This window comes from Pseudomonas sp. PSB18 (assembly GCF_014596565.1).
GTDB lineage: Bacteria > Pseudomonadota > Gammaproteobacteria > Pseudomonadales > Pseudomonadaceae > Aquipseudomonas.
In genome coordinates, this window is the sequence record NZ_NOIN01000014.1 from 16774 (window position 1) to 43184 (window position 26411).

The 26411-nt window shown below is 61.4% G+C and carries 21 protein-coding genes; 8 read left to right on the forward strand and 13 right to left on the reverse strand.

Going from position 1 to position 26411, the window contains the following annotated elements; genetic code table 11:
* The first annotated feature begins 11 nt into the window (after positions 1-11).
* Positions 12-449, forward strand: coding sequence for a phosphate ABC transporter substrate-binding protein (locus CGA22_RS24335; protein WP_052435078.1), 438 nt, complete (start codon positions 12-14; stop codon positions 447-449).
* A gap of 24 nt (positions 450-473) precedes the next feature.
* Here the strand turns inward: CGA22_RS24335 and CGA22_RS24340 are convergent, their stop codons facing one another.
* The 5 genes from CGA22_RS24340 to xylA all read right to left on the reverse strand — a co-directional run bounded on the left by CGA22_RS24340 (position 474) and on the right by xylA (position 8344).
* Positions 474-2846: a putative bifunctional diguanylate cyclase/phosphodiesterase gene (locus CGA22_RS24340; protein ID WP_188258734.1), complete on the reverse strand. Its 2373-nt coding sequence runs from the start codon at positions 2844-2846 to the stop codon at positions 474-476.
* 108 nt (positions 2847-2954) lie between these two features.
* The gene (locus tag CGA22_RS24345; RefSeq protein ID WP_041021525.1) at positions 2955-4091 is read right to left on the reverse strand and encodes a sugar ABC transporter permease; all 1137 of its coding nucleotides are present in this window, start codon (positions 4089-4091) and stop codon (positions 2955-2957) included.
* On the reverse strand, positions 4092-5648 hold the full coding sequence (gene xylG, locus CGA22_RS24350) for a D-xylose ABC transporter ATP-binding protein (protein WP_041021526.1): 1557 nt from the start codon (positions 5646-5648) through the stop codon (positions 4092-4094). It abuts the gene before it with no gap.
* A 172-nt stretch (positions 5649-5820) separates the two neighbouring features.
* A complete protein-coding gene (gene xylF, locus CGA22_RS24355; RefSeq protein ID WP_041024488.1) occupies positions 5821-6822 on the reverse strand; it encodes a D-xylose ABC transporter substrate-binding protein in 1002 nt (333 codons plus the stop codon).
* 205 nt (positions 6823-7027) lie between these two features.
* Positions 7028-8344: a xylose isomerase gene (gene xylA / locus CGA22_RS24360; protein ID WP_041024489.1), complete on the reverse strand. Its 1317-nt coding sequence runs from the start codon at positions 8342-8344 to the stop codon at positions 7028-7030.
* A 152-nt stretch (positions 8345-8496) separates the two neighbouring features.
* Between xylA and CGA22_RS24365 the strand changes: the two genes are divergently transcribed.
* The 4 genes from CGA22_RS24365 (at position 8497) to CGA22_RS24380 (ending at position 11444) form a co-directional block, all read left to right on the forward strand.
* Positions 8497-9696 carry a XylR family transcriptional regulator gene (locus CGA22_RS24365; RefSeq protein ID WP_041024490.1) on the forward strand — a complete coding sequence of 400 codons (1200 nt, stop codon included), beginning with the start codon at positions 8497-8499 and terminating at the stop codon, positions 9694-9696.
* A gap of 77 nt (positions 9697-9773) precedes the next feature.
* Complete coding sequence (locus CGA22_RS24370) at positions 9774-10106, forward strand: type II toxin-antitoxin system HigB family toxin (protein ID WP_024780344.1); 333 nt, start codon at positions 9774-9776, stop codon at positions 10104-10106.
* Entirely contained in the window at positions 10103-10738 is a 636-nt protein-coding gene (locus CGA22_RS24375; protein ID WP_041024491.1) for a type II toxin-antitoxin system HigA family antitoxin, read from the forward strand. Before CGA22_RS24370 ends, CGA22_RS24375 begins: the two co-directional genes overlap by 4 nt.
* Positions 10739-10820: 82 nt before the next feature.
* The gene (locus tag CGA22_RS24380) at positions 10821-11444 is read left to right on the forward strand and encodes an SMI1/KNR4 family protein (protein WP_041024492.1); all 624 of its coding nucleotides are present in this window, start codon (positions 10821-10823) and stop codon (positions 11442-11444) included.
* Between the two features lie 189 nt (positions 11445-11633).
* On the opposite strand, the gene CGA22_RS24385 is transcribed toward CGA22_RS24380, so the two are convergent.
* From CGA22_RS24385 to CGA22_RS24415, 7 genes are all read right to left on the reverse strand, one after another.
* Entirely contained in the window at positions 11634-12503 is an 870-nt protein-coding gene (locus tag CGA22_RS24385; protein WP_041024493.1) for a GyrI-like domain-containing protein, read from the reverse strand.
* Positions 12504-12665: 162 nt separating this feature from the next.
* A complete protein-coding gene (locus CGA22_RS24390) occupies positions 12666-13616 on the reverse strand; it encodes a DUF3829 domain-containing protein (RefSeq protein WP_052435198.1) in 951 nt (316 codons plus the stop codon).
* On the reverse strand, positions 13613-15277 hold the full coding sequence (locus CGA22_RS24395) for a J domain-containing protein (protein WP_041024494.1): 1665 nt from the start codon (positions 15275-15277) through the stop codon (positions 13613-13615). The genes CGA22_RS24390 and CGA22_RS24395 overlap by 4 nt, the downstream gene beginning before the upstream one ends.
* On the reverse strand, positions 15274-16980 hold the full coding sequence (locus CGA22_RS24400) for a molecular chaperone HscC (RefSeq protein WP_041024495.1): 1707 nt from the start codon (positions 16978-16980) through the stop codon (positions 15274-15276). Before CGA22_RS24400 ends, CGA22_RS24395 begins: the two co-directional genes overlap by 4 nt.
* Positions 16981-17198: 218 nt before the next feature.
* Positions 17199-17933: an ABC transporter substrate-binding protein gene (locus CGA22_RS24405; RefSeq protein ID WP_041024496.1), complete on the reverse strand. Its 735-nt coding sequence runs from the start codon at positions 17931-17933 to the stop codon at positions 17199-17201.
* Between the two features lie 15 nt (positions 17934-17948).
* Entirely contained in the window at positions 17949-19289 is a 1341-nt protein-coding gene (locus CGA22_RS24410) for a GGDEF domain-containing protein (RefSeq protein WP_041024497.1), read from the reverse strand.
* Position 19290: 1 nt separating this feature from the next.
* Entirely contained in the window at positions 19291-20061 is a 771-nt protein-coding gene (locus CGA22_RS24415; RefSeq protein WP_041024498.1) for a substrate-binding periplasmic protein, read from the reverse strand.
* 246 nt (positions 20062-20307) lie between these two features.
* Between CGA22_RS24415 and CGA22_RS24420 the strand changes: the two genes are divergently transcribed.
* The 3 genes from CGA22_RS24420 to CGA22_RS24430 all read left to right on the forward strand — a co-directional run bounded on the left by CGA22_RS24420 (position 20308) and on the right by CGA22_RS24430 (position 24561).
* The gene (locus CGA22_RS24420; RefSeq protein WP_041024499.1) at positions 20308-22227 is read left to right on the forward strand and encodes a diguanylate cyclase; all 1920 of its coding nucleotides are present in this window, start codon (positions 20308-20310) and stop codon (positions 22225-22227) included.
* Between the two features lie 119 nt (positions 22228-22346).
* On the forward strand, positions 22347-23972 hold the full coding sequence (gene treA, locus CGA22_RS24425) for an alpha,alpha-trehalase TreA (protein WP_041024500.1): 1626 nt from the start codon (positions 22347-22349) through the stop codon (positions 23970-23972).
* 25 nt (positions 23973-23997) lie between these two features.
* Positions 23998-24561 (forward strand): DUF488 family protein, encoded by a 564-nt coding sequence (locus CGA22_RS24430; RefSeq protein WP_041024501.1) that lies wholly within the window; start codon positions 23998-24000, stop codon positions 24559-24561.
* 2 nt (positions 24562-24563) lie between these two features.
* Here the strand turns inward: CGA22_RS24430 and CGA22_RS24435 are convergent, their stop codons facing one another.
* Positions 24564-26273, reverse strand: a complete 1710-nt coding sequence (locus CGA22_RS24435) for an amidase (protein WP_188258735.1) — start codon at positions 26271-26273, stop codon at positions 24564-24566.
* Between the last annotated feature and the right edge of the window lie 138 nt (positions 26274-26411).

Genomic DNA, 26411 nt, shown 5'->3' on the forward strand with positions numbered 1-26411 from the left:
TGAGGCCGATCATGCGGTTTCTCAAGGGCACGGGATGTGCCGTGGCGGTAATGGTCTTGTACGCGGCCAGCACGCTTGTGATGGCTGATGTGGTGGTAGTTGTTTCGACGGCCAGCCCGGTGAAAACGCTGGAAGGCAATCAGGTGGCGAATATTTTCCTGGGCAAGGCCAGTCGTTTTCCCGAGGGCGGTCAGGCCATTCCAATCGACCAGCCTGAAGGCTCTGCTGCCCGCGATGAGTTCTACACCGCATACACCGGCAAATCCGCCGCGCAACTCAAGACGCACTGGTCAAAAATTATATTTACCGGCCGGGGCCAGCCTCCGGAAACGGTTTCGAACGGTGCGGAAGTCAAGAAGCATGTCGCCGGCAATCCCGCTGCCATCGGTTATATCGATGCGCGTGAAGTGGATGGCAGTGTCAGGGTCGTGCTGTCCGGTCCGCAATGAGCAATCAGGCTCTGTACCAAAAGCCTACGCGCCTGTGTCGTTACGTGTCGTCTGCGTTTGCAGCAACACCCTGAACTGATCGGCAGGTACCGGCTTGTTGAAGTAGAACCCCTGGAATTCGTCGCAGGCGTTGTCCCGCAGGAAATCGGCTTGCTCCTTGGTTTCCACGCCCTGGGCAACCACGGTCAGGCTGAGGCTCCTGCCCATGGTGATGATGGCCTCGGTCAAGGCTCTGTCTTCCGCCAGGCTGGTGACATCGCGGATGAACGAGCGATCGATCTTGATCGAGTCGAGCGGGAACTGTTTGAGTGCCGAGAGCGAAGAGTAGCCAATACCGAAGTCATCGATGGCGATCCGGATATCCAGTTCCTTGAGGCCGGTCAATACCTGCAGGGTCTTCCTGACATCCTGCATGAGCAGGCTTTCGGTGATCTCCAGCTCCAGCAGACGGGCGTCCATGCCGGTTTCGCTCAGTATCGTCGCAAGGTCGCTCAAGAGATGCTCATCGACAAACTGGCGGGCCGTCAGGTTCACAGCGATGCACAGGTGCGGCAGGCCCTGTTGTTGCCAGGCCACGTTTTGCTCGCAGGCAGTCCTGAGGACCCACTTGCCGATGGGGACGATCAGGCCGGTCTCTTCGGCCACCGGAATGAACTGCATGGGAGCCACCAGCCCCAGGTCGGGGTGCTCCCAGCGCAGGAGGGCTTCCATGCCGGTGATCTGGCCGCTGCGAATGTCCCGCTTGGCCTGGTAATGCAGCCGGAACTCGTTACGTTCCAGTGCATGACGCAAGCCGAATTCCAGCGTCTGCCGTTCCAATGACTCCGCGTTCAGTTTTTCGGAATAGAACTGGAAGGTGTTTTTACCTTGTTGCTTGGCCTGGTACATCGCGATATCGGCGTTTTTCTTGAGGGTCTGTTCGTCCTGGCCATCCCGGGAAAAAAGACTGATGCCGATGCTGGCGGTGACCCGGAACTCTTTCCCTCGAAGATTGAAGGGCCGGGCAACCGCGGCGAGGATTTTCTGCGCGGTGGCCGCCACATACTTTTCATCAGACAGCTGTGGCAGCAACACCACAAACTCGTCACCGCCCAATCGGGCCACGATATCGCTCTCGCGCAGACAGGCCTTGAGGCGGTTCGCGACCTCTTGCAGCAACTGGTCGCCGGCATCGTGGCCGAGGGTGTCGTTGATTTGCTTGAAGCGGTCCAGGTCGAGGAACAGCACCGCCATTTGCCGCTGATAACGATGGGCTTCGTGGATGTGCTGAATCAACAGTTTGCTGAACAGGCTGCGATTGGGCAGCCCCGTGAGGGCGTCGTGATAGGCAAGGTATTCGACGCGCTCGGCATAGGCCACCTTGGCTTCGGCGGCCTGCAGCCGGCTTTGCGCCAGTTGCCAGCTCATTCGGCTCAGCAGGCCGGCGAGAAGCACCAGCAACAGGCTGACACCCGCCGAACGCCGCAGGTAGGTCTGGGCTTGCCGGTTCACCGCAACCAACTGTTCTTCTTCGGATAAGCCGACGATCACCGCCAGGGGAAGGTCATAGAGCTGACGGGCACTGGTGTAGCGCCGTACCCCGTCCCAGCTGTTGGTCAACAACGAGGTCTGGATGTCTTCGGTATCCGGAACCAACGCCCCATAGTCGACCGTATCGCCGGCCCGGACCGACTCCCCGGTGCGCCGTACCCGGAACACCCCGTCGGTGCCCAACAACCCGAGCACGCCGCGCTCACCGAGTTTCGAGGCGTCGTAACTGCTGGCGAAATAGGCCGCATCGACCTCGACCCTGGCGATGCCCGAGAAGGTGCCATCCGGCGCATTGAGGCGACGACTGAAGCGCAAGCGCCATTCCCCGGTCAGGGGATCCTTCCAGGGGCGGCTGATCAGCAGCGTATCGTTGTTGCGCAGCGTCCGCAGTTCATCCAGGTCATTGGCGGGTCCGGTTTCCTCCGCTCGGGTGCTGGCCAACAGCTTGGCGTCGGAACCGACCACACTGACATCAAATAGCAGGGCTGGCGGCAACAACGCCCGCTCCTTGAGCCGCGGCAACGGGTTGCGCTCGCCCTCGGCTTCGTAGGTGTATTTGACGAGCTTGAGGGTCTGGTCGATCTCACGAACCGCACGCAGTATTTGCGCTTCATACGTGGCGCCGATTTCCTCGCTGACCGTGGCGGCGTTGCGCTGGGCACGGGTCTGTTCGACCTTGATGAGGTAGAAGGTGGCGGACCAGAGGGCAATCAAGAGCAAGGCGGACAATAGCGGAAGCAGGATATAGGCTTCCCTGAGGTGGCCGAGCCCATATCGAAAGACATGGCTCGTACCCCTGGACGTCGTGTCTTCGGATGCCGTGATACCGGGAGCCAGTCTCAGTTCACTTGTCCGTTGGATCGACATGCTGTGCTCCCTGAATGACACCTGCGCGTCCGTGCGAAAAATATCGGTTGATTAGAGGGAAACTATAGACCAGATATTCTCCTTGCCCCTGTGCGCTGACCACCCGGATCAGCGACGACCCACCCGTGTACTCACATCCACCCACACCGCCAGCACCAGAATGCTGCCCTTGACGATCATCTGCCAGTAACTGTCGACGTCGAGCATCGACATGCCGTTGTCCAGGCTGGTGATGACCAGCGCGCCGAGGAGGGCGCCGTAGACGGTGCCGGAGCCGCCGCGCATGGAGGTGCCGCCGATGAAGCAGGCGGCGATGGCGTCGAGTTCACCCATGTTGCCGGCCGAGGGTGAGCCCGCCGCCAGGCGTGCGGTGTTGACCAGCCCGGCGAGGGCGCACATCACCCCCATGATGCCGAAGATCCACAGTTTCACCGCCTGCACGTTGATGCCGGACAGGCGCGTGGCCTCCATGTTGCTCCCCACCGAGTAGACACGGCGTCCGAACACGGTCTGGCTGGTGACGTAGCTGAATACCCCCAGCAGGATCAGCAGGAGCAATACCGGAACCGGAATACCGTCGTAGCTGTTGAGGGTATGGACGAACCCCGCCAGCACCGCGCCAATCGCCACCACGCGCAGCACGTCACGCACCAGGGAGTGTGCCGCCAGGCCATGGAGGGCGCGGTTGCGACGCTGTTTCCAGGTCAGGAAAACGGTGAGGGCGAACAACAGTACGCCCAGCGCTACACCCACGGTTTGCGGCAGGTAGCCCTGGCCGACGTAGACCAGCTCCGGCGAGACCGGGGCAATGGTGGTGCCGCCGGTAATGCCCAGCAGGATCCCGCGAAACGCCAGCATGCCGCCCAGCCCCACGATGAAAGAAGGGATGCGCAGGTAGGCGGTCATGAAACCGTTGGCCAGGCCGATGACCAAGCCGCACAGGGCGACCAGGCTCAGGTTGGCCAGCAGCGGTATGTGATAGACCACGTCGAGAATCGCCGCCAGACCACCCAGCAGCCCGAGCAATGAGCCCACCGACAGATCGATTTCCCCGCTGATGATCACCAGTACCATGCCGCAGGCGAGGATGCCGGTGATGGACATCTGCCGCAGCAGGTTGGACAGGTTGCGTGGGGTCAGAAAACCGCCGTCGGTCTGCCAGCTGAAGAACAGCCAGATGATCGCCACGGCGATCACCAGCGCGAGCATTTTGTAGCGGGTGAAGAGTTGTTTGACCTGATTCATCTACGCGGACTTCCGATCATTATTGTTATGGCCATCGGGATGGCTGAGCGCAGCAGCGAGCACTTGTTCCTGGGTGAGTTCGTGGTTGATGAAGTCTCCACGCAACTGGCCTTCGCCGATCACCAGCACGCGGTCGGAAACCCCCAGCACTTCGGCCAGTTCCGAGGAAACCATGATGATCGACACCCCCTGGGCCGCCAGCGCGCCCATCAACTTGTAGATCTCGTATTTGGCGCCGACATCCACGCCGCGGGTAGGCTCATCGAGGATCAATACGCGGGGTTTGGTCAGGAGCATTTTAGCCAATACGGCTTTTTGCTGGTTGCCGCCGGAGAGGCTGGTGATCGGCAGGAACGGGCTCGCCGTCTTGAGGTGCATGCGTGAGATTTCCCGGTCGATGCTGCCCAGTTCGGCTTCGGCGTCGATGCGGGTCAGCTTCGAGAAATTCTCCAGTACCGCGAGGGTGATGTTCTGGCCGACGCCCAGGTCCGGAATGATCCCTTGGCGCTTGCGGTCCTCGGGGACCATGCACAGGCCGGCGCGGATCGATTTGAGGGGCGTGCGGGTGTCGATCGGTTGGCCATCCAGCCAGACTTCTCCTTCATGACGGCCGGGGTAGGCACCGAACAGCGCCGACACCAGTTCCGTGCGACCGGCACCGACGAGCCCGGCGATGCCGAGGATTTCACCGCGCTTGAGCTCGAACGAGATATCGTCGACCCGTTTGCGCCGGGGATTATCGACGTCGTAGCACGTGATGTGGCGCGCTTCGAAAATCACCTCGCCGATGTCATGGGGTTCGGTGGGGTAGAGGTTGCTCATTTCCCGCCCGACCATCTGGGTGATGATCTGTGGGATGTCCATGTCGGCCATGGCGGTGGTCGCGATGTGTTTGCCGTCGCGGATCACCGAAATGGTGTCGCAGACCGCCGCCACTTCATCGAGCTTGTGGGAGATGTAGACGCAGGCGACACCCTTGGCCTTGAGGTCACGGATGATATCCAGCAGCACCTCGATTTCCGAGCGGGTCAGGGCCGATGACGGCTCGTCGAGGATCAGCAGGCGCGCCTGTTTGTTCAGCGCCTTGGCGATTTCCACCAGTTGCTGGTAGCCACCGCCGTACTGCGACACCGGCAGCGAAACGTTCATGTCCGGTACCTTGAGTTCACGCATCAAGGCTTCGGCGCGATGGATCATCGCCGGGTAGTTCATGCGCCCGCCGGGCAGGGTCAGCTCGTGGCCCATGAAGATGTTCTCGGCTACCGACAGGTCGGGGACGAGGGTCAGTTCCTGGTGAATGATGACAATCCCGGCGGCTTCGGTTTCGCTGATGGATTGCGCCTTGAGCGGCTGGCCGTCCCAGAGGATTTCTCCGTCCCAGGTGCCGTAGGGATAGACCGCCGAGAGGACTTTCATCAAGGTGGATTTTCCGGCGCCGTTCTCGCCGCACAGGCCGACGCATTCCCCCGGCCGGACCTTGATGTCGATGCCATTCAGGGCTTTGACACCGTCGAAGGTTTTGACGATGCCGTTCATTTGCAACAGGTAATCGGACATGGCAAGGACTCGTGGGAAGGTCTTACACATAAACCTGCCGGTCAGTTCCCTGTGGGAGCGAGCCTGCTCGCGATAGCGGTGGTTCAGCTTGCATCCATATTGAATGTGCTATCGCTATCGCGAGCAGGCTCGCTCCCACAGGACTGTGCTTCACTGACCGGTGGTGTTCAACTTACTGCCCGGCGATCTGTGCCTTGGTGTAGAAGCCGTCTTTTTCCAGCAGGTCGATGTTGTCCTTGGTCAACGGGGTCGGGGTGAGCAGGATGGTGTCGACTTTCTTGCTGCCGTTGTCGTACTGCGAACTGAAGGACGGCTTCTCGTTACGCGCCAGTTGTACCGAGAGCTTGGCGGCTTCGGAGGCGATCAGCTTCAGGGGCTTGTAGACGGTCATGGTCTGGGTGCCATCGATCACCCGCTTGACCGCTGCCAGATCGGCGTCCTGGCCCGAGATCGGCACCTTGCCGGCCATTTTCTGCGCGGCCAGGGCCTGGATGGCGCCGCCTGCGGTGGCGTCGTTGGAGGCGACGATGCCGTCGATCTTGTTGTTGTTCCGCGTCAGGGCGTTTTCAACAATGCTCAAGGCTTCGGTGGGGTTCCATTCCTTTACCCACTGTTGGCCGACGATCTTGATATCGCCCTTGTCGATGGCCGGTTGCAGCACCTTCATCTGGCCTTCGCGCAGGACCTTGGCGTTGTTGTCGGTGGGGGCGCCGCCCAGCAGGAAGTAGTTGCCCTTGGGCGCGGCTTTCAGCACGCCGCTGGCCTGCATTTCGCCGACCTTTTCGTTATCGAAGGAAATGTAGGCGTCGATATCGGCGTTCAGGATCAGCCGGTCATAGGACACCACCTTGATCCCGGCTTTCTTGGCTTCGGCGACGGCGTTGGTCAACACGGTGGCGTTGAACGGCACGATGACGATCACATCGACGCCACGGGAGATGAGGTTTTCGATCTGCGAAATCTGCTTCTGCTCGTTGGCATCGGCTGATTGCACGAAGACCTTGGCGTCCATTTTTTCCGCCGCCGCCACGAAGTAATCACGATCCCGTGACCAGCGCTCCAGGCGCAGGTCATCGATGGAAAAACCGATCTTCGGGTGCGCCGCATCGGCCATGACCGGAAGTGACAGCAGGGCCAGGGCGCTGGCGAGTAAGGTGCGTTTTACAGTTTTCATTGTGGTGCGTCCTTTTATTTTTGTTTGAAAGACACTGCCTGACGATGAGCGTGATGCCGGTAGAACTGTAGAGCGTTGCACAGCGTCGTGGGCGGAGATTTGTCGTGGGAATGTCACAGCCTCTTTTGCAGGCCAGACTAATCAGGATTGCTTTTGGGGGCCGCTTCGCAGCCCAGCGGGGATAAATCCCCTCGCCACAACGGAGTCAGGGGTAGATGAACCGGTTGACGACGCCTTCGAGCATCTCCTGCCGGCCACTGACCGCCTGCGGATTCAGCTCGTTGACGAAGGCATGCTCGGCCAGCGAGGCCAGGCTGAACTTGCCCGCCAGCACCGCCTGGCCGAACGGTTGCTGCCAGCCGGCGTAGCGTTGATCCTTGAATTGCTGGAGCCGGTCGTTCTGTACCATGGCCGCTGCGCGCTCCAGGGCCATGGCCAGGACGTCCATCGCCGCGACATGGCCGTGGAACAGATCGAGCTCGTCCACGCTCTGGCGACGGACCTTGGCGTCGAAGTTGAACCCACCATTCTTGAAACCGCCGGCCTTGAGGATTTCGTAGGTGGCGAGGGTCATTTCCTCGACGCTGTTGGGGAACTGGTCGGTGTCCCAGCCGTTCTGCGGGTCGCCACGGTTGGCGTCGATGCTGCCGAAGATTCCCAACGAGGTGGCCGTGGCGATCTCGTGATGGAAACTGTGCCCGGCCAGGGTCGCGTGGTTGGCCTCGATGTTGACCTTGATTTCGTTTTCCAGGCCGAACTGCTGCAGGAAACCGAAGACCGTGGCGCTGTCGTAATCATATTGGTGCTTGGTCGGCTCCTGGGGCTTGGGCTCGATCAGCAGGTCGCCCTTGAAGCCGATCTTGTGCTTGTGCTCGACCACCATGCCCATGAAGCGGCCCAGTTGCTCGCGCTCGCGTTTCAGATCGGTATTGAGCAGGGTCTCGTAACCTTCACGGCCACCCCACAAGACGTAGTTGGCACCCTTGAGGCGCAGGGTGGCATTCATGGCACTGAACACCTGGGCGGCGGCGCAGGCGAAGACTTCCGGGTCCGGGTTGGTGGCGGCACCGGCGGCGAAGCGCGGGTTGCTGAAGCAGTTGGCGGTGCCCCACAGCAGCTTGATCCCGGTCTGCTCCTGGTGGCGCTCCAGGTGGTCGGTCATCAACGCGAAGTGGTTACGGTACTCCTTCAGCGAGCCGCCTTCCGGGGCGACATCGGTGTCGTGGAAGCAGTAATAGTCGACGCCCAGTTTGGAGAAGAACTCGAAGGCGGCTTCGGCCTTGCCGATGGCCAGCTCCATCGGGTCCCCGGCGTGTTGCCAGGGGCGCTTGAACGTGCCGGCACCGAACACATCGGACCCCGGCCAGACGAACGTGTGCCAGTAGCACACCGCCATGCGCAGGTGTTCGCGCATGGGTTTGCCGAGGACCAGCTTGTCGGCGTCATAGTGACGGAAGGCGAGGGGCGAATTGCTGGCGGGGCCTTCGTAGCGAATCTTGTCGACACCGGGAAAGTACGGCATGGGCGATATCCTTTTTATTCTTGGCGGTGTCTCGATACTAACGCCGGCCTTGTGGGTGATGATTATGAAAATCACCAGAGTGCAGTTCGATTTTGTATTGAGCTTCGAGGTCCACGCGCCTAGTCTGTGGTCACCGGCCCAGGGTGAAAACAATGAAAACCGTCCCCCCCGTCCACCGCATTGCGCTGTTGTTCAATGGCAGCAAGATCTACGACCGCGGCATCATCAGCGGCATCGGCAATTACCTGAGCAGCACCCGTGCGTCCTGGGATCTCTTTCTTGAGGAGGATTTCCTGTGCCGGCTGAAGGGGATCGAACGCTGGCAGGGCGATGGGATCATCGCCGACTTCGACGACCCGCTGATTGGCGAGGCGTTGGCCGGGATCCGCTTGCCGGTGGTGGCGGTGGGCGGTTCCTACCAGGATACGCGCGCCTATCCCCAGGGCATTCCCTATGTCGCCACCGACAATTTCGCGCTGATGAAGTTGGCCTACGAGCACTTGATCGAAGCCGGCCTCACGCGCTTTGCCTGCTTCAGCCTGCCCGAAGCACAGGCCAATCGCTGGGCTCAGGAGCGGGAGAAAGCCTTCCGTTCACTGGTGCAGCGCGATGGCCTGCCGGCGGAGGTCTATCGCGGCATGGGCACCAGCGCGCCACTTTGGGACAGTGCCGTCGAACAGCAGATCGCCTGGCTGCAAAGCCTGCCCAAACCCATCGGCATCATCGCCGTCAGCGATGCCCGCGCCCGACAACTGCTGCAAGCCTGCCTGACCGCGGGTATCGCCGTGCCGGAGCAAGTCGCGCTGATCGGCATCGACAACGACCCACTGACCCGCAGCCTGACCCGGGTGCCCCTGAGCTCAGTGATCCAAGGCACCGAAACCATGGGTCGCACCGCCGCGCGCCTGCTCCACCAGATGCTGCACGGCATGCCGTCCACGGGCACGCAGATACTGATTCCACCCGACGCGATCAACGTGCAGGCCTCGAGCCTGCATCAACCATTGGGTAACCCCTACGTCATGCAAGCGCTGCTGTTCATTCGCCAATACGCTTGCCAGGGCATCAAGACCGCGCAGGTGGCGGGGTATGTGGGGGTGTCGCGGTCATCGCTGGAAGCGCATTTTCGCAAGGAGCGAGGGTGCAGCGTGCATGACGAGATCTTGCGGTTCAGGTTGGCCGCGGCTGCCAGCGGGTTGGAGAGGACGGATTTGGCGATCGCTGACATTGCCCGCAATTGCGGCTTCAAGTCGGCGCAATATCTGCACACAGTATTTCGTCGGGAGTTTGGGTGCACTCCCAGGCAGTATCAGCAGGAGGAGCGCGGCCCTTCTCCGGGAAGCGCTCTTTGAACTTCACCATTGCCGAAAAATTCCGGTTGTGAAAAAACACAACTGGAGTAGCATCCGACTCAAGGACAGGGAAGCCTATGGATATACTCAAACCATCACGTTTTGACGCCGCCGCCATTTTGTACCCGAACGACAAGGCCGGGCTCGATCGCTGCCGGCGCATGTTGAAGATGGCCCGTCCGACAGCGTTCGCGGACCTGCAAAAACTGTTCGGTACCCACGGTATCGATCTGTTCAAGCCGAGGGCCACGGCGAATTGGGTCGTGATTGATGTAGGGGGCAACAATCTCAGGGTGATAGGGGGAGTCCACTACATCCGACAGAAATTCTACGTCAAGCACATCTGCACACATGCCGATTACGACGTTGCCAACGTCTGGTATGCAAGAAACAAAGGAGTAAAACGATGAGCGCAGTCACGAATGACTTTCAGACCGTGATCGCAACGCTTGGCGAGCTAAATGCGGTGCTGGAGCGTCTGCGCGGTGAATTCGTGCATGGCATCAAGACGCCCGCCGACTATGAGCGTGCGACCGATCTGCTTGACGAACTCACCGACGGGCGTGAGCTGAGCAAGGTCGAGGAGAAAATCCTCGTCGAGCTCGAAGACGAAATACTGGCCTACCAGCGCGACTCCGACCAGTTTCGCGAATCCACTGCCGCGTTCGAAGCGACATGCACCCCGGTGCAATTGATCAGGGACCTGATGGAGACGCTTGGGCTCACGGGCTCGGACCTTCCCGAAATTGGCGACAAGACGGCGGTGTCCAAGGTGTTGAGTGGGGATCGGCCCATCAGTCACAAGATGGCGTATGCGTTGGCACAGCGGTTTGCGATGGAGCCGGGTGCTTTCCTGTCGACAGCCCCGGCCAGGCCGACCCCCATTGAAACCGCTCGCCCTGTGGCCAGGAAGCCCGCGAAGTACAGCGTTCGCAACGAGCCACTGGTCGCACACCTGGCAACAGAGGCCGGTACCGGTGGATACAAGGTGGCTGCTTCCAAAAAGCGTAAACCGACCGATAAGGCCCCGACCAAGGGCTAGTGCGCGGCTGATTCGTCCACTCAAATTAACGTACAGGCCACTGGCTGAGTACCGCCTCCACGTCATGCGCTTGTGAGCCCCAATGATTGAATATCACGGATTGATCCTCGAACGAACCCGCACAGGTGCCACGGACCTTGCCATCTCGCAACTGGAAACCAGCCTTGGCGCCCGCCTGCCGGAAGACTACCGGCAGTTTCTCAAGACCTGCAACGGCGCCTGCGTGGAATACGATGTTGTCGCGACCCTGGCCAATGGCGACGAGGAGCTGCTGAGTTTTTCGCTGTATGGGCTGGATCCGGACAAAGCGTATGAGTCCAACCCCTTCGAGCTGGAGCAACTGCGGGCGGAACCCGGCTTTCCCGCGACCGGGCTGCTGCCAATCGGGCGTGACGGTGGCGCAAGCGTCTTGCTCCTGGACCTGCGTGAAGGTCGCCAGGACGTGGCCGCGATGGTCGCCGGCTTACCCGCCTGGACCGGCCGCCGTCAGCAAGGCGATGAATACGTCGTGTTGGCGAGTTCCTTTACCGGCTATCTGGATGCGCTGCATTTGTCCCACGAGCGGATCGAGGAACATATCAATCACTTCATCATCAGCCCGGACAGTATCGAGGCGACATTGGAGTGGCTGGATAAAGGCAGTCCGGGTTGGCGTGAGCGCTACCGTGCGCAGTGGAATGCCCGGGTTGTGGACAGGCCGATCTGAAGCCTGCTCCCACAGGGTTTTTTGGCGTATGCAAAGGCTGCGTAGACCACCAGATTCAATGTGGGAGCGAGCCTGCTCGTGATAGCGGAACGTCAGTCACGAAGATGTTGAACGTGCTGCCGCCATCGCGAGCAGGGCTCGCTCCCACAGGGGGTTGTGGCTTATGCAATAACCCCCATCCCGAGACCTCTACTGCAATGGCACATAGATATCCGTCTCCCACTGGTCCTTTGGCGTCTCTGGGTAAACGCTCAGGTAGTGGAAGAACAGTGGCTGGTCGCGAAGCTCTTCTCCGCTGTTCGGAAGCCAGTCGCGGTAGATCGGATAGATGCTTTCGCTGATAAGGTCTGTCGAGCCCAGGTGTCGCACCACGGCGCAGCGGCCGCCGGGGATGAGGATTTCGCGTATGCCGAAGGTGTTAGGCGCGACGGCCTGGTGTATCTCACCGCAAATGGCAAAGCGAAACGCCTCCGGCGGTGTGGTATCGGGGTTGCTGAAGGGAATGCCGAAGGTGCGACTCGATGCCACTGGCGATTGCCCGCTCTGCATGCGCCACTGGATGAAATGGCGCACGCTTTCATCGAGAAGTTGTGCCGGGCCGCGGTGCTCGAGTGCAGCGACTCTGACTTCGGGAAAGTCCACGATGTGTAATTGCATGATGACGCTCCTGGAAAAGTGGGGGACTTCAAACGCCGCATTCCAGACCTGCCAGTTCGGTTGCTGCCTGAAAGTACTCGGCGCCACGCCGAACGCCCGCCTGAAGGCTCTGCTGAACGCTTCGGGGCTTTCGAAGCCGGCATCGAGGGCTGCCTCCAGCACCGCATAATCTGCACGTGATGCCAGACGATTGGCTGCCTGCCGCAGACGCATCAGTTGCACGTACCGTGCGACAGGTAAACCCATGTAGGCGGTGAACTGTCGATGGAAGTGAAACGCCGAGAAGTTCGCCACCTGGCTCAGCGTATTCACCGACAGCTCACCCTCGAGGTTGGCGTTGATGTAGGCGAGTACGGCATTGAATCGCTTTATGTAGGCAGCATTGGTCGATTTGGCGGGCACCGGGCAAAGGCTCCTGGAAGGACGTTGGACGACAGGATCGGTGATGTCGATAGGTGTCCGCCTAGCCGTATTTGCTCAAGGTTGCGAGAGCACTGTCGGGCGACGGATGCGCAGCAGCCCTGAAAACAGGACTGCTGCGCGCTGAATCACCAACCGCGTCAATCAATACTGCTTTGCCACGGCCATGTTGTACCGCGACTGCAACTCGTCGTAACCAGCCTGAGCGGCGGCCAGGTCCTGATTCAGTTCTGCCGCATCGGCGCCGGAGGCCCAGTGTTGTTGCAGGCGATTGAGTGCAGTAAGCCATTCCTCGCCCGCCAGACTGATCTTGCTCCAGACGGGCTGGCCGCCATTCGCCGAACGTAAGCGTGGCCGTGCCTTTACGAAGGTTTCGGCATCCGACCAACTGCCGGCCAGGGATTGCTGCAGGCTGGACAACTGCTGCGGCGTCAGTGACGCGCCGTTGGCCATCGCGTCGAGGGCATTGATGGTCTGGCGGGCGCGGATCATGAAGCGCAGCGTGTACCAATGCTGGTCGTGTCCCAGTCGTTCTTCGATGGATGCCAGTTGTTCTTCGCGAATGAGTAACTGCGGCTGCTCCAGGGCTTGGCGCAAAGGTATCGCCTGGTCGCGTGCGTCTTGCAAGTGGAGGTTCAGGGCCCGCTCGATGGGTTCGAAGGGAGGCCGGTCTTGCACCCGAGTCGCAAGCCATCGTTCAGCAGCTTCAGCGTTCGGTCGCAGGTTGTCATACGCCCCGAGGTAGTTTTTGGCCAGGTACTGCAGGCCACCGGGTTCGCCGCCGCCGAACCACCGATAGCATGGCGATGGTTGCGCTCCCTGGGGAGGAATGGCATCGCCCGAGCCCATGCCGAAGCCGGCAAAGCCCTTCCAGAGCCCATTTTTTTCCTGGGACTGAGCAACCAGGTTGCGGTAATCGCTGTAGCGCTGTTCCAGCAGGTCCGCGCCGTCCACCAGGCAGGTGTTTATTTGCTGGATTGCCTCCCAGCGCAAATGGGTTCCATAGTCGATATTCGCCGTGTCTATCTGTTTGACCAGCCAGCTCAGGCCCAACGACACGAGCACGGCGGTTGCGAACGCGCGGCTGCTGATCATGGCTGGCCTGCCTTGGTCGTCTTGGGCAGGTGCCACTGGTCGGCCGACAACTGGGACGGGCAGGGGGAGGCCGTGAGCTGGCGGGCGGCGCAGGTTCGCTGCGGCCAGGCCTGCAGGCCTTCATTCGCGGCGAGGGGCGCATTACCGGCCAGAACATTGCCCAGCAGGAGCAGGGGGACAAGAATGCCGAGGAAGAAACCGATAAGGATGTCTCCGGGCACCCGCTGATAGACTCGGGAAAGCAAGGGCGCGCAACGTTCGGAGAACGCTTTCCCGCTCAGGATCGCCAATACGGCGAGGCTGGTGAAGTACGCGACTGCCCCGAGAATACCTCCGGCCAGGTAGATGATACCGCCCAGCAGCCCGACCCAAAGGCCCTCGCGGATTGGCAGCGGGGTAGGACGTCGCAGGCTCAGCCAGTGGCCGAAGCGCGCATGAAGCTTTTGGTCCAGGCGCCAGGCGATACGGCTCAGCGGTTTGCAGGCTGCGTTGAGTCCCCAGGCGACGACGCCTAGCAACATCGCGCGCAGGAGCATGTCGACCACACTGGTATAGAACGAGCCACCCAGGCGATATTCCAGGAACCAGCTCATACAGGCGGACGTGCTGAGGATCGCCAGCGGCACGGCCAGGACCGGTGGTCGCCGACGCAGCGGCCGCCAGTTGTCCGGTGCCAGTTGTGGCATCTGGTACAGCAATTGCGGATAGCGAAGCTCAACGGTGCGATATAACGCTTCGCAAGCCTCCCAATCGGCATCGCTGAAGGTCAGGCTCAAGGGTATCCGGGCGTCTTCGTCGGCGGCTCCAAACAGCATGCGCGCTGCTTGAGACTCACTACTGTCGAAGAGCCCCGTGAGACGGTCCTGTTGTTGGAGAAACGTGTGGCAATGGCTGCGAGCCAGGAGTTGACTCCACCACGGCTCGGGGCAGGGGCTATGGTGGCCGGTCTGCTTCCAGCCTTGCTGCGCACAAATGGCGTCGAACAGTTGTTCCGACCAGACCGGTGCTTGCAAGAGCGCGATGGCCAGGCTCTGGTTCAACCATTGGCGCGCATCCAGCCCTTGCAGCCACGGGCTGGCTGCCAGTTCCCGGGCCAGTTCGAGGAAGCGTCCGGTGTCGGCGCAAGCTGCATTCAGGCGGGCCTCGGCCAATTCCATGAGCTTGCCGCGCAGCTGCTCGAGCGCTGCACGGGGCAGATCCTCGTGTTGCCAGGGCGTCAGCCAGTGCAGATGTCCAATGGCGGCTTCGGCGAGATCGTAGTTGTCCTCGTCGCTCAGGCAACGTTGCAGCAGGGCATGTTCGAATGCTCGCTCGCATCCGTAAAGGCGAGCCTGGGCCAGACGGTCGGCGAGGTTGGCCGCCGTGATCGCTTCCAGGCATTGAACCGCCAGGCGCTGGGCCGGGGAGGGACCTTGCGATTCCAGCGGCTGAGGTGGCGTCGGCGAAAGGGGGAGGTCAATGGGCGCAGACGGCGGCTCGACGACCATCTCCTCTTCTTGCCATTCGCTCCACTCCAGCGCCTGTTCGTAAGCCTCACGCAGCCGCTGGAAGCCCTCGGGGTCTTCGTCGGGCCGATGACGTTTGAGCAGGCTGGCATACTGGCGCTTGACGCTGCGCTTGTCGGCATCGGCGGGTAGACCCAATATTTCCCAACAGCTCATCGCCAGACATCCTGCTCCAATGCTTCGAGCTGCTCGCTGATCTGTATCCGCAAGGCGCGGATGTCGTGCAGTTCCTGGGTGTCGAGCACCTGCGCAAAACGTGTGGCCAGGTCATCGACCCGATGGCGCAGTTCGCCGCGGCTTTCCTGGTAAAGGCGTTCAAGCCGGGCGATCAACAAGGTGTTCGGCTGTTCGTCACGGGGATGGATCTTCAACGACTCCAGGGCCTTGAGACGTTGGGCGATCTCCTCGTTGTCGAGCACGCCGGCGTTGTTGGCGATCACCAGGCTACGCCGTTCCCCGGTCTGGACGATCAGCGCATCGGCTTCCAACAGGCCATTGGTGTCATAAGTGAAGCGCACGTCGATGCTCACTTCCCCCGCCGGCATGGGCGGCACGGGTATTTCCAGTTCACCGAGGAGAATGTTTTCGCTGACCTGGCGGCTTTCGCCCTGATAGACCTTCAGCAGGACGACCTTCTGCTGGTCACGCAAGGTCACCACACGCTTGACCTTGCTCACCGGCACCACGCAGTTGCGTTCGATGATCGGCAGGTAGTGGCCGGTTTCGAGTTTGTTGCCGTATTCGACTGAAATCTCGATCCCCATCGAATACGGGCAGACATCCGTGAGCACCACTTCTTCGAGTGCTGCATCGCGGCTTTTCAGCCCCGCCTGCACCGCGGCGCCCAATGCCACGGCTTCGTCGGGGTTGAGCTGGATCGAGGGGAAGCGTCCGAACAGGCTGGCTGTCAGTTTGCGCACCAGCGGCATGCGGGTGGTGCCTCCCACCAACAAGACTTCGTCCAGTTCGCTGGCGCGGATACGTGCATCGCGCAAGGCTGTTTCGATGGGGGCGCGAAGTCGGGCGAACAGCGGGGCGTAAAGCTCGGCCATCGCTGCCTGGGTGTATTCATGGCGCCATTCGCGATCACCCTGGCGAACCGAGAACGTGGCGCTCGGCTCGTGCCCCAGGGCTTTGCGCACGCGTTCGGCTTCACGGCGCAGGCGGCCGAACAACTGCGCGTCGTCCATGGGCACCGGGCCTGCGGCAGAGCCGGCCTGGGCAGCCACGAACGCCTGGAGCAGTAACGTGTCGAAGTCTTCTCCACCGAGGTAGTTGTCGCCGGCACTGGCCCGCACCTCCATCACACCTTCGAACAGCTCCAGGATGGACACGTCGAAGGTCCCGCCACCGAGGTCGAACACCAGGAACGTGCTGGCGTTGTCGCGCTGGTGCAACCCATAGGCGAGGGCGGCGGCGGTGGGTTCGTTGATGAGTCGTTCGACCTTGAACCCGGCCAGCTCACCGGCGATACGCGTGGCTTTGCGCTGGGCATCGTTGAAATAGGCCGGGACGCTGATGACGGCTTCCTCGACCGGCTCGCCGAAATGCCGTTCGGCATCCTCGCGCAGACTGCGCAGGACCATCGCCGACAGCTCCTCGGCGCGGAACTGGCGGTTGCCGAGCGCTGTGAGGCGGGCGCTGCCCATGTAGCGCTTGAACAGCGAGGTCGTGACCTGCGGGTGGGTCTGCAACCGTTCCAACGCCGCGCGGCCGACCATTATCCGACCTTCGTCATCCAGGCCTACCACACTGGGGGTCAACCACTCGCCGAGTGCATTGGGTACCAGCTGCGCGGCGCCGTCGCGCCATGCCGCGATCAGGCTATGGGTGGTACCCAGGTCAATGCCGACAATCATGTCCGTCAACTCTCCTTAGTCGTTGATTCGCGATGGCGCTGCGTGCGAGCCGGCTAGCGTATCAGACCTGTGTCGGCGAAATGATGGAAAACTTTGCCATGCCAGGCTTGCCTGATGTCAGCCAAGCCAAAGACCTGTGGGAGCGAGCCTGCTCGCGAAAGCGGTAGGGCTGCTTTCGCGAACAGGATCGCTCCCGCAGGGCTTGCGTCGCCTGGGGTTTAACGCTCTTCCCGCATGATCCGCGCCACTTCCCCCGACGCTTCCAACTGCTCGAAAGCATGCTGCGCCCGGGCGACGACCTCGTCCGGCGTGCTCAGGCTGAAGGCCATGTAGACGCGGGCTGGGCGCTCATCGAAGGAGTAGACCTCCTCCAGGTCGGCGAAGGCCACATGTGCTTCGTCGCAGACGATCCGTGCGGCGTTCTCCGGCATTGGCAAGAGTTGGACCTGGCGGTTGAGCAGTTTCTGGAAGTTATCGTGACGGTCCGCCGATACCACCAACCGGGTAAACCCCTGCTGTTGCATGAGCAACTGCTTGGAGTCGTTGCGCACCACGCCCACGGTGTAGAGCTTGGCATCTTCGAGGTTGGCCAGCGTGATGTCTTGGCGCTCGCGCAGCTTGTAGAGCTTGATGGTCACCCGTTCCAGCTCGCCCACCCACTTGAACAACGGCTCGCGCAGCACGGTGCGGTCCATGGGGTAGATCAGCACATTGGGTTCGTGCAGGGCCTTGTCGTAAGCCCGGGCCCAGGGATATAGCAGGATATGGTGGTCGGTCAGCCCCGCTTTGGTCAGTGTTTCTTCAACGACGCGGGTGCCCGGCCCGACGAGTTTGCCGTCGCGCAAGTACGCGTATAGCGAGTCTTCGGTCACGACTTCGATTCCTTCGGCGTGACTGTGCAGGCTGGTCAAGGCCACGAACAAACATAAGCAGAGCGTCAGGCGATGGTGCATACAGGCCTCACTGGATTAGAAGGCAACGCAATTACGTCCTTGATGTTTCGCCCGATACAACGCCTGGTCGGCACGTTGCAGCAACAGGTCGAAGTGATCCATGGTCTGCGGGTCCAGCTCGGCGACGCCGATGCTGAGGGTGACAAAGGGTGATACCGCTGAGGCGCTATGGGGCAGTTCGCGCTTGGCCAGGCTGGCCCGGACCCTTTGGGCCGCTTCGTAGGCCTGCGCTGCGCCGACGTTGGGCAGCATCACGACGAACTCTTCGCCACCCACCCGGGCGGTCAGCTCACCGGAGCGCTCGAAGACGGCGCGAAGGGTTTCGGCGATTTGCTGCAGGCATTGGTCGCCCTGGATATGGCCGTAGGTGTCGTTGTAGAGCTTGAAGAAATCGACGTCGCACATGAGCACTGACAGCGGGGTCTTTTGGCGAAGCGCACGACGAAGTTCGATTTCCTTCAGTTCGTCGAAATAGCGACGGTTGGGCAACCCGGTCAGCGCGTCATGCCGTGACAGGGCTTCGAGCGCCTGGTTGGCTGCCTTGAGTTCCGCGGTACGCGCCTCGACCAGCTCGGCCAATTGATCGCGGCTGGCCTCCATGGCCTGTTCATCCAGGCGCTGACGTTCCAGGTGAGCGTGGAGGTTGTCCTGGAGTTCGTTGAGCTGGGATTCGAGCAGGCTCAGTTCGTCCGGGCGCCGTACCGAGCGCTGCAGCTTGAAGTATTGCCTGAGGGTCTGTGGCGTGAGTTGGCCCAGATGCCGGGCAATGTGGATGACATGCACGGTCACCAGGCGATTGAACACGGTCATGACCAACCCGGCCAGCAGCAGCGACTGGATCACCTGGGCGATGACGATGCTGCGTGCCTCGCTCCAGAGACGTTCCCAGAGCAGGTTGTTATCGCCTTCAATGGTCAGCTCACCGACCTTTTCGTTGGCGCCTTCGTAGGGTTGCGCGACGAGTTCATGTTGCAGCACGGGCGCCGGGCCGGACATGACGACGGCGTATCGATTGAGTTCGATGATCTCGGGCGATTGACCGGGCCGCAGGATCTTGAGCACCACGCGGCCCACCGGCGCTGCCTTGGCAACGCTGGAGAGTTGCTTGCCCAGGGATTCACGGTCCAGCTCCCAGATGGCGTGGGACAAGGTGTTCTGGAACACCTGGTCGATCAGGACCAGTTCCGAGTTCATTTCCGCCAGGTTGTTTTCCCAGGCGAGCCAGGTACGCAGTGTGACCATGGTCAGGGTAAACAGAAGGCAGAACAACAGTGTCGCGAGTACCAGGCGACGCCCCAGGGAGCTGAACGCCTTGACTTGTGGCTGGGTTGAGGGAGTCTCGGAGTTTCGCGCCATCTCACAGCCATTTGTGCAGGATGGCGTCATAGACGCCATTGCGGCGGATGGCTTCCAGGCCGGCGCGGAATTTCTCTACGGTCTCGACCGGCGTGTTGCGGCTGAACGCCATGCTCAGCGCTTCATCGCTGCTCAAGCCGGAAATCGGCAGTGAACGCACCAGCACCTTGGCCGGGTCTTCGCCGTTCTGGCGAACCAGGTACTGTGCGTTGAGCTCGTTGGAAATCCACATTTCCACATGGTCGACCTTGAGCTTGCGGTAGTTGTGCTCGTACTTGGTGCTCGACTGCAATTGTTCGCCTACGCGAAACCCCTTCGAGATCAGGTACTGCTCGCCCACGTCCTGGTTGACGGTAGCGATCTGGTAGGCGCGGGCTTCGTCCAACGAGTTGAGTTTTACCGGCCGGTCAGCCAGCGAATACAGATACCAGTGGGTGGGCGCAATGGCCCCCACCCACTGGAACAGCGATTCGCGCTCAGGAGTACGGGCGATGGAGTAGATCAGCACGTTGCTGTCATCGAGCGCTAGCTGATAGGCGCGCGCCCAGGGCATGGATTGGATGGGAGCCTGTACGCCGATTTCCTTGAGCACGGCCTGGACCACCTCGGTGCTCATACCGGTCATCCGCCCATCCTGGGTCATGTTATAGGGCGGCAGTTCCTCCGTAACGATGCGCAACGCAGGCTCTGCCGCGGCCTTCGGCGAGAATCCGCTTGCAGCCATGAGCATCAGAACGCCAAACACCAGCAAACGGTCAAGCGACAGGACCATCGACAATTACCCTATGAAACCGGCAGGACACGGTGGGGCGAAAGAGCCCTCTTCTCGATAGTTATCGGCTGGATCGACCCAGGCTTGAGTGTCACCCGTCGCCGCCGTTCGTTTCCGTGGGATTGTAGAGGTTCGCCCGATTGTTTAGCTGAAATTCGCCCGGGAAAACTCCAGCCCCTGGCTGCCGAGCCGATACAGCCCATATGCGCATTGACGCTGGCGAGATGTTGGAGCGGAGAGCAAGAGATGGTGCAACAAGACCCGGGGCTGAGTTCCGGCAAACACTCACTCACTGCTCGTGCGCTGCGTCTGGCGGTCCTGCGGATCGGCCTGGTTTCGTTGTGTGCCGGTGCGATTTCCTATTATGTGAACCTGTCCTCGCTGGAAAAAGCGATTACCACGCAATTGTTGCTCTCCACCGAGCAGACCTTGCAGCGCGAATCCCTGCCGTTCAACGAAATAAAGGATCTGCAGCGCAATTTCCTGAATGAGTTCAGGAGCCGCCTGGACAATCCGGGAAGTCGAGCTGCACTGGTGCAGGACTTCGACCGGATCTTCTACCGGCACGAGGACGGCTCCTACACCCAGCGACCGATGCTGTTCGAAGGCGAACCCTTGCCGGATGGCCGTCGGTTTGCCGGGATGTCAGCCACCTACGCGCCCGACATGCCACCCGACGATGACATCAAGGCGCGGTTTGCCCTGTCGTATATTCTCTCGTACAAATACGGCTCCAGCGTCCAGGGACGGCTGTTCAATTTCTATGGTGTGGTGCCCGAGAAGGGCTTTCCCATCTACCAGCAGGCTGATATCGCCAAGGTCTTTACCTATTCCGGGCCGGATGCCCTGAAGCTGGAAACCTATGAGTTCTATGCGCGCGGTTTTGCGAGCCCAGCCAGCGAAACGTTGTTCACGCGGATGTACTGGGATGCATCGAACGACGCCTGGATGACCACCGTGGCCACGCCCGACGTGGCCGACGCCTCCGGCAAGCACCAGATCCTGGCCTGTGTCGATGTGCTGCTCGATGAACTCATGAAGCGCACGGCGAGCCCCTTTGTGGACGGTGCGTACAGCACCATGTTTATCGCCGATGGCGACGGCACGCTGATCTACTACCCAGGCAAGATGGACCAGGTCAAAACCAGCGAGGGCAAAGCCTCCATCCGCTCGCTCGGGCTGGACGGCGACTATCCGCTTCTAGAGACCGTACCTGCGCTGACGCCCGGCAAGGCCGTGGTGGTGCAGACACGTGACGACATTGTCGCGATGGGCCTCGTTCCCGGTACGCCCTGGGCACTTGCCGTGCACTTTCCCCGGGCGCACATGGTGCCGGCGATTCTCAACAACCTGCTGATCGTGGTTGCCCTTGGACTGCTGACCCTGCTGGTGGAGATTTTCATCCTGCGCTCCATTCTGCAGAAGCAGGTGGCCATCCCGCTGTTTCGCCTGATGCAGGCAACACGCTCGCTGGGTTTGTCCAGGGAACGCCTGAACCGCGACAGGCTGCCGGTCCGCTCCGCCGACGAAATTGGCGAACTGGCCCGGGACTTTGCCTCGATGGCGGATCGGATCCAGGACGCCCAGGAGCAATTGGAGCTCAAGGTCAAGGACCGGACAGCGGCGCTTGAGGAAGCCAATCGGCAATTGGTTGTGCTGAGCACCACTGACGGCTTGACGGGAATCGCCAACCGCCGGCATTTCGATGAGACCCTGGTCAACGAATGGCGGCGCTCGGTGCGCGCGGGAACACTGTTGTCGTTGATGCTGATCGATGTCGACCTGTTCAAGAGCTATAACGACCATTACGGGCATCAGGCTGGCGATGACTGCCTGCGAAGCGTCGCCAATGCGCTGAAAGTCCATGCCCAGCGGGCCGGTGACCTGGTGGCGCGCTACGGGGGCGAGGAGTTTGTCCTCATCACCACGACGCCCAACGCCGACAGTGCGCTGCAGCATGCCCAGGCCTTGGGCGAAGCCGTGGAAGCCCTGGCGCTGCCCCATGCCAGGTCGCCGTTCGGCTTCGTGACGGTGAGCATTGGCCTGGCGGTCATGGTGCTCATGGAGGAGGTGACGGCGCAAGACCTGCTCAAGCAAGCCGATCAGGCGCTCTACATGGCCAAGGCCAGGGGGCGTAACCAGACCATGCTGGCGAGTGCTTCGTGAGCTGGGGCTTGACGTTGCTACGCGAATGACAAACACCATCGATCCGGTTATTTAAAGGAACCCAGTGTCACTCCCTCCTGTCACTCGTTTGTCCAGGAACGACAACAGGGAGTCCACTGATGCGACCTTTGCATTTCACCAGCCTGTCCTTCGCCGTCGTGCTTTGCGCGGCCTGTTCCAGTCAACCGTCGGCAACATGGAGCTACGCCGATGCCCAGGGACGGGCCAACTCACCACCTGACCAGGCTTACCCGGAACTGTTCGAAGCGGTGCAACGCGGCCAGGTGTTTACCGACCAGAAACACTTCGTGGACGCGCTGCCCAACCGCGATCCGGCGCGGATCCGTGCCGATTACCTGGCCCGCCGCGACAGCGCCGGCTTCGACCTCAAGGCCTTCGTCAAGGACAATTTCACCGAATCCGGTCAAGCCGAAAGCCCGGCACCCAAGCCCGGCGCGCCGATCCGGGAGCACATCGACAATCTCTGGCCGGTGCTGAGCCGAACCTACAGGGAAGTGCCTCAGTACAGCAGCCTGTTGCCCTTGCCCCAGCCTTATGTGGTGCCGGGCGGGCGTTTTCGCGAGATGTACTACTGGGATTCCTATTTCACCATGCTCGGCCTGGAGCAAAGCGGCGACAAGGCCCGGGTGCGGCAGATGGTCGACAACTTCGCCTACATGATCGACACCTACGGCCACATTCCCAATGGCAATCGCACCTATTACCTGAGCCGCACCCAGCCGCCGTTCTTTGCCTACATGGTGGAGTTGCAGGCGCACATCGAGGGTGATCAGGCCTACAGTCGATACCTGCCACAACTGCAAAAGGAATACGCCTACTGGATGGCCGGCGCACAGACGCTCAAGCCCGACGCGGCTGCCCGGCATGTGGTCAAGCTGGCGGATGGCAGCGTGCTCAATCGCTACTGGGATGCCAGTCCGACGCCGCGGCAGGAATCGTGGTTGCAAGACGTCAAGACCGCCGAACAGACGCCGGACCGGCCGAAGCAGGAGGTTTGGCGTGACCTGCGTGCCGGGGCAGAAAGCGGCTGGGATTTCAGCTCCCGCTGGCTGGGCGACGGCAAGGACCTGACGACGATACGGACCACCTCCATCGTGCCGGTGGACCTGAACAGCCTGATGTATCACCTGGAGCGCACCATCGCCAAAGGCTGCGAGACCGTTCAGAACGTGCCTTGCGTCCAGGCCTATGGCCAGCGCGCCGACCAGCGCCAGCGTGCCATCGAGCGACATTTATGGAAGGCCGATGGCGGTTATTACGTGGACTACGATTGGCAGTTGAAGCAGTCACGCCCAAACCTGACTGCTGCAACGCTGTTTCCGTTGTACACCGGCCTGGCCTCAGCCGAGCGTGCAGGCCGTACTGCCGATGCGGTACGCGCAGGCTTGCTGCGTCCGGGCGGCATCGCGACCACCCAGGTCAGCAATGGCCAGCAGTGGGATGAGCCCAACGGCTGGGCACCGCTGCAATGGGTAGCGGTGGAAGGTTTGAGCCGTTATGGGCAAACCGCGCTGGCGGAGCAGATTGGCACGCGCTTTCTGCAGCAAGTACAGAATCTCTATCGCGACGAAGACAAACTGGTGGAGAAATACGACGTGTCCGGCGCGGGGCAGGGTGGCGGCGGGGGCGAATACGAGTTGCAGGACGGCTTCGGCTGGACCAACGGTGTCACGCTGAAGTTGCTGGAGAAATATGGCGCGAACGCCGAATCCGGTAGCCATTGATCGTACTGTATCGAGGGTTTTGGTCATGAGTGAGGTTTATACGATAGGTCATTCGACCAGGACCCTTGAGCAGTTCGTGGAAACCATCGGCAGCTTCGGTATCGACACCGTGGTCGATGTGCGAACGGTTCCACGATCCCGGACGAATCCCCAGTACAACCTGGATACCTTGCCTGGAGAATTGGCCCGGCTTGGAATCAACCATGAGCAGATTCTGGAACTGGGAGGACTGCGAAAGAAATCAAGCGTCGTCCCCGACGAGACCAATGCCTTCTGGACCAATCGCAGTTTTCACAATTACGCCGACTATGCGCTCTCGGATGAGTTCGAGGACGGTCTGAACCGGTTGCTGGCGCTCGGTGAAACCCAGCGGTGCGTCATCATGTGCGCGGAAGCCGTCTGGTGGCGCTGCCATCGCAGGATCATCGCCGATTATCTGTTGCTCCGCGGTGTCGAGGTGATCCACGTCATGGACAAGGATAAATCGAGCAGGGCTATATTGAACCCTGCTGCACAAGCGCACGGACTCAAGCTGACTTACCCGGCGGCGAGGGGAGAGGGTGGCGGGACAGGCTCCGCCACCCTTTAGCTTCAGCGAATCGACAACGGCGGAGTGCGCGGAGGTACTCGCCGCTTCGAACCGGTCGACTCGAATGCCGAGGCCAGGCGCAGCAGCTTCGAATCGTCATAGGCACGACCGGCAAACGTCAGCCCGACAGGCATGCCGATGTCTGCCATGACCCCCATCGGCACCGTGACGGTAGGCACGCCCAGATGGCGGATGGCGAGGTTACCGTTGGCGACCCAGACCCCGTTGCTCCAGGCGATATCCGCGGAGACCGGGTTGACGTCGGCGTCCGCCGGCCCGACGTCGGCGACAGTGGGGAAGATCACCGCATCGAGTCCAAGCCGCTTCATCCAGTCTTCAAGGTCGATCTGCCGGGTCTTTTCCAGCCCCCGCAGGCCATCCGGCAGCGTGGGGATCTGGTCCCAGGGCGTGATGCCGCGTTCGGCCATTTTCACGTATTCGTCCATCCCGGCGGCCAGATCGTCCTCGCGGTTGGGCAGGGTGCCCGGGTCGTGGGGGAAGATCAGCGGGCCGTTCACGTCGGCCAGGCGATTGAGTTTCGGATCACCGTTGGCCCGCAGGAAATCATCGAACGCCCAGGCCGACAGGTCCCACAGTTCGTGGTGGAGGAACTCCTTGGAAACCAGGCCACGGGTAAACACTGTCGGAGCGCCGGGGCGGTCGCCTTCACAGTTGGACACCAGCGGGAAATCCACTTCGACCACTTCGGCGCCGCAGGCTTCGAGGGCCTTGCGTGCTTCTTCCCAGAGGGCGATCACCGAAGGGCGGGTGATGATGCGTTGCCCGGTCGGACCGCCGATGCCCGGGGCTTCAGCCGTGCCGGCGTCGGGATCGGCATTGATGTACATGCGCGGAACGCCGAAGCGAATACCTGCCAACGCCTCGGGAGCGGCGGCGAGCGCGGGGTAGGAGGCGGGTCGCACGGCGTCGACGCTTGGAATGGGCACCCAGGGTTGCAGGCGCCACAGGTCGCCTCGGGTGTCCGGGTCCTGTGCGACCACCACATCCAGCACTTCCAGCAGATCGGCCATGGTCCGGGCGTAAGGGACCACCACGTCCATCGTGGGCGTCAGTGGCCAGTTGCCGCGCACCGAGATCACGCCGCGTGAAGGCGTATAGGCACACAAGCCATTATTCGAGGCCGGGCCGCGCCCGCTGGACCAGGTTTCCTCGGCCAGGCCGAATGCCGCGAAACTGGCCGCCGTTGCCGTGCCGGCGCCGTTGGAAGAGCCCGAGGCAAAGGGCGCGGTGAGGTAGTCGCCGTTGTACGGGCTCTCGGCACGGCCGTACACGCCGCGCTGCATGCCGCCGTTGGCCATGGGCGGCATATTGGTCTTGCCCAGGCAGATCGCCCCGGCGCCGCGCAGCCGCTCGATGGTGAAGGCATCGCGGTAGGCAACCAGGTCCTTGAAGGCCGGACTTCCGGAGGCGGCGGTGAGGCCTTTCACCAGATAACTGTCCTTGGCGGTGTAGGGAATGCCATCGAGCGGACCCAGCGTCTTGCCCTGGGCCCGGCGGGCATCGGATGCCTGTGCTTCGTTCAACGCTTCCGGGTTTCGCACCACCACCGCGTTCAGGGCGGTGGGCGTGTCCGGCCCATCGTAGGCCTCGATCCTGGCGAGGTAGGCCTGGACCAGCTCTACCGCTGTCGTCTGTCTAGATTCGAGCGCGGCGCGCAATTGGGCAATGGAAACTTCAGTGATTTCGATCATGCTGTTATCGCTGCGGATGACGAGAGATGGAGGTTGGACACCCTGGGCCTCTCAAAGTGGGTTCTCATTCGATTGCCGTGCACTTTACCACCGCCATCGCGAGCAAGCTCGCTCCCACATTGGGTCGGCGGTGCATGT

What these genes read in the sequence shown, in the direction of transcription:
- CGA22_RS24335 (WP_052435078.1), top strand. Translation starts at nt 12, where the DNA reads ATGCGGTTTCTCAAGGGCACGGGATGTGCCGTGGCGGTAATGGTCTTG.
- CGA22_RS24340 (WP_188258734.1), bottom strand. Translation starts at nt 2,846, where the DNA reads ATGTCGATCCAACGGACAAGTGAACTGAGACTGGCTCCCGGTATCACG.
- CGA22_RS24345 (WP_041021525.1), bottom strand. Translation starts at nt 4,091, where the DNA reads ATGAATCAGGTCAAACAACTCTTCACCCGCTACAAAATGCTCGCGCTG.
- xylG (WP_041021526.1), bottom strand. Translation starts at nt 5,648, where the DNA reads ATGTCCGATTACCTGTTGCAAATGAACGGCATCGTCAAAACCTTCGAC.
- xylF (WP_041024488.1), bottom strand. Translation starts at nt 6,822, where the DNA reads ATGAAAACTGTAAAACGCACCTTACTCGCCAGCGCCCTGGCCCTGCTG.
- xylA (WP_041024489.1), bottom strand. Translation starts at nt 8,344, where the DNA reads ATGCCGTACTTTCCCGGTGTCGACAAGATTCGCTACGAAGGCCCCGCC.
- CGA22_RS24365 (WP_041024490.1), top strand. Translation starts at nt 8,497, where the DNA reads ATGAAAACCGTCCCCCCCGTCCACCGCATTGCGCTGTTGTTCAATGGC.
- CGA22_RS24370 (WP_024780344.1), top strand. Translation starts at nt 9,774, where the DNA reads ATGGATATACTCAAACCATCACGTTTTGACGCCGCCGCCATTTTGTAC.
- CGA22_RS24375 (WP_041024491.1), top strand. Translation starts at nt 10,103, where the DNA reads ATGAGCGCAGTCACGAATGACTTTCAGACCGTGATCGCAACGCTTGGC.
- CGA22_RS24380 (WP_041024492.1), top strand. Translation starts at nt 10,821, where the DNA reads ATGATTGAATATCACGGATTGATCCTCGAACGAACCCGCACAGGTGCC.
- CGA22_RS24390 (WP_052435198.1), bottom strand. Translation starts at nt 13,616, where the DNA reads ATGATCAGCAGCCGCGCGTTCGCAACCGCCGTGCTCGTGTCGTTGGGC.
- CGA22_RS24395 (WP_041024494.1), bottom strand. Translation starts at nt 15,277, where the DNA reads ATGAGCTGTTGGGAAATATTGGGTCTACCCGCCGATGCCGACAAGCGC.
- CGA22_RS24400 (WP_041024495.1), bottom strand. Translation starts at nt 16,980, where the DNA reads ATGATTGTCGGCATTGACCTGGGTACCACCCATAGCCTGATCGCGGCA.
- CGA22_RS24405 (WP_041024496.1), bottom strand. Translation starts at nt 17,933, where the DNA reads ATGCACCATCGCCTGACGCTCTGCTTATGTTTGTTCGTGGCCTTGACC.
- CGA22_RS24410 (WP_041024497.1), bottom strand. Translation starts at nt 19,289, where the DNA reads ATGGCGCGAAACTCCGAGACTCCCTCAACCCAGCCACAAGTCAAGGCG.
- CGA22_RS24415 (WP_041024498.1), bottom strand. Translation starts at nt 20,061, where the DNA reads ATGGTCCTGTCGCTTGACCGTTTGCTGGTGTTTGGCGTTCTGATGCTC.
- CGA22_RS24420 (WP_041024499.1), top strand. Translation starts at nt 20,308, where the DNA reads ATGGTGCAACAAGACCCGGGGCTGAGTTCCGGCAAACACTCACTCACT.
- treA (WP_041024500.1), top strand. Translation starts at nt 22,347, where the DNA reads ATGCGACCTTTGCATTTCACCAGCCTGTCCTTCGCCGTCGTGCTTTGC.
- CGA22_RS24430 (WP_041024501.1), top strand. Translation starts at nt 23,998, where the DNA reads ATGAGTGAGGTTTATACGATAGGTCATTCGACCAGGACCCTTGAGCAG.
- CGA22_RS24435 (WP_188258735.1), bottom strand. Translation starts at nt 26,273, where the DNA reads ATGATCGAAATCACTGAAGTTTCCATTGCCCAATTGCGCGCCGCGCTC.